The sequence below is a fragment of the Methylorubrum podarium genome (assembly GCF_022179745.1).
GTDB classification, from domain to species: domain Bacteria; phylum Pseudomonadota; class Alphaproteobacteria; order Rhizobiales; family Beijerinckiaceae; genus Methylobacterium; species Methylobacterium podarium.
Genome location: NZ_BPRD01000236.1, coordinates 1 through 5,521, shown reverse-complemented (window position 1 = coordinate 5,521; position 5,521 = coordinate 1). Strand labels below are relative to the sequence as shown.

4 protein-coding genes are annotated in these 5,521 nt (G+C 69.3%); 1 reads left to right on the top strand and 3 read right to left on the bottom strand.

What is annotated here, in order from left to right:
• Positions 1–48 precede the first annotated feature (48 nt).
• Entirely contained in the window at positions 49–531 is a 483-nt protein-coding gene (locus MFF42_RS12535) for a peroxiredoxin (protein WP_238256047.1), read from the bottom strand.
• A 124-nt stretch (positions 532–655) separates the two neighbouring features.
• On the opposite strand from MFF42_RS12535, the gene MFF42_RS12530 reads away from it, so the two are divergent.
• Positions 656–1,264: a YqgE/AlgH family protein gene (locus tag MFF42_RS12530; protein ID WP_238256046.1), complete on the top strand. Its 609-nt coding sequence runs from the start codon at positions 656–658 to the stop codon at positions 1,262–1,264.
• A gap of 130 nt (positions 1,265–1,394) precedes the next feature.
• Here the strand turns inward: MFF42_RS12530 and MFF42_RS12525 are convergent, their stop codons facing one another.
• Positions 1,395–2,459: a zinc-binding metallopeptidase family protein gene (locus tag MFF42_RS12525; RefSeq protein ID WP_238256045.1), complete on the bottom strand. Its 1,065-nt coding sequence runs from the start codon at positions 2,457–2,459 to the stop codon at positions 1,395–1,397.
• A 170-nt stretch (positions 2,460–2,629) separates the two neighbouring features.
• A complete protein-coding gene (alaS, locus tag MFF42_RS12520; RefSeq protein ID WP_238256044.1) occupies positions 2,630–5,305 on the bottom strand; it encodes an alanine--tRNA ligase in 2,676 nt (891 codons plus the stop codon).
• Between the last annotated feature and the right edge of the window lie 216 nt (positions 5,306–5,521).

The window sequence follows — 5,521 nt, the reverse complement described above, 5'->3', positions numbered from 1 at the left end:
GGGCAAGCCCGACATCCGTAGGGGAGAGGTTCGTTCGCGCCGGCTCGGTCAGAGCACCTTCAGCAGCGCTTCCGCGCCCGAGACCTCGGCCTTGGACGGGGTGTCCTCGACATTGAGGATGCGCACGACGCCGTCATCCACTAGCATCGCGTAGCGCTGGGAGCGCGGCCCGAGGCCGAAGCCGGAGCCGTCCATGTCGAGGCCGATCGCCTTGGCGAACTCGGCATTGCCGTCCGCCAGGAACTCGATGCCCTCGGCGCCGCTCTGCTGCTGCCACGCGTTGAGCACGAAGATGTCGTTGACCGAGGTCACGGCGATCGCGTCGACGCCGCGGGCCATGATCTCCTCGCGCTTGGCGACGAAGCCCGGCAGGTGGTTGCGGTGGCACGCCGGCGTGAAGGCACCCGGCACGCCGACCAGCACGACGCGCCGTCCCTTGAACACGTCGTCGGTCGTCTTGGCCTGCGGACCCTCCGGCCCGCTCACCCGGAAGGTGACCTGGGGCAGGTGATCGCCAACCTGAATCGTCATCCGTGCTCTCCTCGGAAAAAGCCTCGAACCGTTAGACGCGCTTCGCGCCACTGTCGAGGCACGCCCGGCCCGCGCGTGCGTTTGCCTTATGGATCAATGATGGCCGCCGCATTAGCATAGCCCGATGCAGAGACCCGACCCCTCGCTCAAAGACCCGGCCTATCTCGACGGCCAGTTCCTCGTGGCCATGCCGGGGATCGGCGACGAACGATTCGCGCGCTCGGTGATCTATCTCTGCGCCCACTCGGCGGACGGAGCGATGGGCATCATCGTCAACAAGCCGGTCGCCGACCTGAACATGCCGGATCTCCTGATCCAGCTCGACATCGCCAGCGAGTCCGACGCGATCCGCCTGCGCGAGCGCGTCGGCCATATGCCGGTGCTGATGGGCGGCCCGGTCGATGCCAAGCGCGGCTTCGTGCTGCACACCGCCGACTTCCATATCGACCAGTCGACCCTGCAGATCGACGAGGGCGTCTGCCTCACGGCGACGGTGGAGATCCTGCGGGCCATCGCCGACGGGCGCGGCCCCTCGAACGCCGTGCTGGCGCTGGGCTATGCCGGCTGGCAGGCGGGGCAGCTCGAGAACGAGATCCTGGCCAACGGCTGGCTGAACTGCCCGGCCGACCCGGAGCTGATCTTCGATCCGGGACTCGGCACGAAGTACGATCAGGTCCTCAAGGCGATCGGCATCGACCCGGCCATGCTCTCGGCGGAGGCCGGGCGGGCCTGACCCCCGACCGATCCGACGCGGACGACCGCTTACGGTTTCCGCCTGATCGGTTCGACTACCGCCTCTCTCCTCCCCACAAGGGGGAGGGGACAGGCCATGCTCTGCCCGAGGCGATCAATCGGAAACCGTCTCACACCCGCCCGTGCACGAGGTCGTGGATGAAGCCGAGCTTCGTCACCACGGGCGGGGCGAGGACGAAGGGGTAGAGGTCGCCCTCGCCCATGGCCCGGCTGACGCTGTTCATGGCGAAGACGAAGGGGAGCCACGCATCGATGATCTGCTCGATCCTGTCGGCCATATAGGGATCGAAATCGACCCGGGTGGCCAACGCGCCGCCGACATCGGCCTTGGGCTTGACCTGCATGCCGAAGGCGCTGGCCATCTCCAGGGTGTCGACGATGTGCAGGTAATGCGCCCAGGTCTCGGCGAAGTCCTCCCAAGGGTGGGTCGTGGCGTAGGCCGAGACGAAGGTCTCCTGCCAGTTCGGCGGCGGGCCCTGGTCGTAGTGGCGCTGGAGCGCCGCGCCGTAATCCTGCGAATCGTCGCCGAACACCGCCCGGCACGGCTCCAGCTTGCCGGCGTCGCGCACGAGGATGTCCCAGTAATGGTGGCCGACCTCGTGGCGGAAATGGCCGAGCAGCGTCCGGTAGGGCTCGCCCATGGCGGCGCGGCGCTTCTCGCGCTCGGCCGGATCGGCCTCCACCAGGGCGATGGTGATGATGCCGTTCTCGTGGCCGGTCATCACCTTCGGGCCGCTCGCATCCGGCGGATCGGCCAGGAAGTTGAAGATCAGGCCGTGATCGGGATCCTCGGCGCGGGTCTTCAGCGGCAGGTTCCAGCGCAGCAGGGTGTAGAACAGCCGGTGCTTGGCATGCTCCATCTCCCGCCAGCGCTCCAGATTCACCGGATCGCCGACGTCCGGCACGATGCCGTTGTGGCGGCAGGCGAGGCAGAAGGCGTCGGTGGTGCCCGGCGGCACCATCCAGTTGCAGGTGTCGTGCGCGGCGTTGGTGCAGAGGAAGCTCGGTCGGTCCGGCGCGGCGAGCGGGGTCCAGGCATTGTTGTCGCCCGCCGGCTCCAGCGCCGAGATGCGGCCGAGCTGCGGCAGGTAGGCGAGCCGGTGGCCGCAGCGCCCGCAGGTGCGGTTCTCGAAATAGAGGACGTTGTCGCAGGACTGACAGCGGAAGAGTTTCATCGGCTCACGGGAAGATTGACGCCTCATCCCGATGCGGCGCGGGCCGGATCGGGAGCGGGGCGCGCCGGGCAGGCGGCTCGGCGGCGGCGGGGATCGCGGCCAACCAAGCCGCGAACCCGCTCACCGTTCCGTGAGCGGAGACGTTTTTCGATTTCGGTCTTTCGGGCGGATCAGGCCGCGGCGAGCGCCTCGGCGATGGCGGCAAGCGCCGCCTCCGCGCCGTTGCCGTCCGGTCCGCCGGCTTGGGCCATGTCGCGCCGCCCGCCGCCGCCCTTGCCGCCGAGATGGCCGGCGCCCGCGCGCACGAGCCCGACCGCATCGTAACGTCCGGTCAGATCCTCGGTGACGCCGACGACGAGCCCGGCCTTGCCGTCGGCGGAGACGCCGACGATGGCGACGATGCCGGAGCCGAGGCGGCTCTTGCCCTCGTCGGCGAGGCCCTTCAGGTCGCGCATCTCGACGCCCTCGACCACGCGGGACATGAGCTTCACGCCGTTGACCTCGCGGGGCTCGTCGCCGCCGCCCGACGCACCGCCCATGGCGATCTTCTTCCGCGCGTCCGTCAGCTCCTTCTCGAGCCGGCGGCGCTCCTCGATCAGGGCGGAGAGGCGGTCCGGCACGTCGCCGACCGGTGCCTTGAGCAGGCCGGCGAGCTGGCTCAGCGTGCGGCTCTCCGCGGCGCGATGGCGGCGGGCGGCGCTGCCGGTCATCGCCTCGATCCGGCGCACGCCCGCGCCGACGGCGCTCTCGCCGAGCACGGTGATCTGGCCGATCTCGCCGAGCTGCGCCACGTGGGTGCCGCCGCACAATTCGATCGAGAAGTTCGGCAGGCGGCCTTCGACCTCGCGGCCCTCGTCATCCACCGGCCGGCCCATGGAGACGACGCGGACCTCGTCACCGTACTTCTCGCCGAACAGGGCGCGGGCGCCCGATTCGATCGCCTCGTCCACCGCCATCAGCTTGGTCACCACCGGCGCGTTCTGGAGCAGCACCGCGTTGGCGATCTCCTCGACGCGGCTCAGCTCGGCCTCGTCGATCGGTTTCGGATGGCTGATGTCGAAGCGCAGGCGCTCGGGCGCGACGAGCGATCCCTTCTGCGCCACGTGATCGCCGAGCACCTGACGCAGGGCCTCGTGCAGCAGGTGGGTGGCCGAGTGGTTGGCGCGGATCGCGGCCCGGCGGGCGTGATCGACCTTCAACTCGACCGCAGCACCGACGGCGAGCGTACCCTCGTCGACCGTGACGTGATGCACGAACAGGTCGCCGAGCTTCTTCTCCGTGCCGGTCACGCGCGCCGCGAGGCCGGGCGCGGTGATCGTGCCGGTGTCGCCGACCTGACCGCCGGATTCGCCGTAGAACGGCGTCTGGTTGGCGACGACGAGGCCGCTCTCGCCGGCCTTCAGAGCCTCGACCTCGGCGCCCTCGCGCAGGAGCGCGCCGACCACGGCTTCCGCGCTCTCGGTCTCGTAGCCGAGAAATTCGGTGGCGCCGGTGCGCTCCTTGATGCCGAACCAGACGGTCTCGGTCGCGGCCTCGCCGGAGCCCTGCCAGGCAGCGCGGGCCGCCTGCTTCTGGCGCTGCATCGCGGCGTCGAAGGCGTGCGTGTCGACGCCGATGCCGCGGGCCTTCAGCGCGTCCTGGGTCAGGTCGAGCGGGAAGCCGTAGGTGTCGTAGAGGGTGAAGGCGGTCTCGCCGGACAGATTCTGGCCGGCGCTGAGATCACGGCTCTCCGCGTCGAGGATGGCGAGGCCGCGCTCCAGGGTCTTACGGAAGCGGCCTTCCTCCAGCCGCAGGGTCTCGGAGATCAGCGCCTCGTTGCGGGCGAGTTCGGGGAAGGCCTGCCCCATCTCGCGCACCAGGGTCGGCACGAGGCGGTACATGACCGGGTCGCGGGCGCCGAGCAGTTCGAGGTGGCGCATGGCGCGGCGCATGATCCGGCGCAGCACGTAGCCGCGGCCCTCGTTCGACGGCAGCACGCCGTCGGCGATCAGGAACGAGGTCGAGCGCAGGTGGTCGGCGATGACGCGGTAGGAAGCCCGCGTTTCGGGCTCCGGCGCGCGGGACACGGCGTGGGCCACCGCATCGATCAGCGCGCGGAACAGGTCGGTGTCGTAGTTCGAGTGGACGCCCTGGAGGATCGCGGCCATCCGCTCCAGGCCCATGCCGGTGTCGATCGAGGGCCGGGGCAGGGGATTGCGCACCCCCGGCTCGACCTGCTCGTACTGCATGAACACGAGGTTCCAGAATTCGAGGAAGCGGTCGCCGTCCTCGTCCGGCGAGCCGGGCGGGCCGCCGGCGAGCGTCGGACCCTGATCGATGAAGATCTCCGAGCAGGGGCCGCAGGGGCCGGTATCGCCCATCTGCCAGAAGTTGTCCGACGTGCCGATCCGGATGATCTTGTCGTCGGAGAAGCCCGCGATCTTGCGCCAGAGGCCCGCGGCCTCGTCGTCGTCGGCGTAGACGGTCACCAGCAGGCGCTCGGGGGTCAGCCCGAACTCCTTGGTGATCAGCCTCCAGGCCAGCTCGATCGCGTCGGCCTTGAAGTAATCGCCGAAGGAGAAATTGCCGAGCATCTCGAAGAAGGTGTGATGCCGCGCGGTGTAGCCGACATTGTCGAGATCGTTGTGCTTGCCGCCGGCCCGCACGCATTTCTGCGACGATGTGGCTTTCACATAGGGTCGCTTCTCGACACCCGTAAAAACGTTCTTGAACTGCACCATGCCGGCGTTCGTGAACATCAGGGTCGGGTCGTTCTTCGGCACCAGCGAGGACGAGGGCACGACCGCGTGCCCGGCATCCCGGAAGTAGTCCAGGAAGGTCGATCGGATCTCGTTGACGCCGCTCATCGGATAGGCTCGGAAATCATGTCGCGTCGGGAGCCGGCTGGCGGGCAGCGCGGCAGCATATCCGGGTCCTCATACGGGCCGGAGCTGTGCGAGTCACGTCGGCTCGTCGTGCGGAGAGCCCGGCGGCTGCACGAAAGGGCGGCCCGCCCGCAATTCGGCGAGGTAGCCGCGCAGCAGCGCGACCCGGCGCGGCCGAAAACTCGTGCCGGCGGCCCG

What these genes read in the sequence shown, in the direction of transcription:
- MFF42_RS12535 (WP_238256047.1), bottom strand. Translation starts at nt 531, where the DNA reads ATGACGATTCAGGTTGGCGATCACCTGCCCCAGGTCACCTTCCGGGTG.
- MFF42_RS12530 (WP_238256046.1), top strand. Translation starts at nt 656, where the DNA reads ATGCAGAGACCCGACCCCTCGCTCAAAGACCCGGCCTATCTCGACGGC.
- MFF42_RS12525 (WP_238256045.1), bottom strand. Translation starts at nt 2,459, where the DNA reads ATGAAACTCTTCCGCTGTCAGTCCTGCGACAACGTCCTCTATTTCGAG.
- alaS (WP_238256044.1), bottom strand. Translation starts at nt 5,305, where the DNA reads ATGAGCGGCGTCAACGAGATCCGATCGACCTTCCTGGACTACTTCCGG.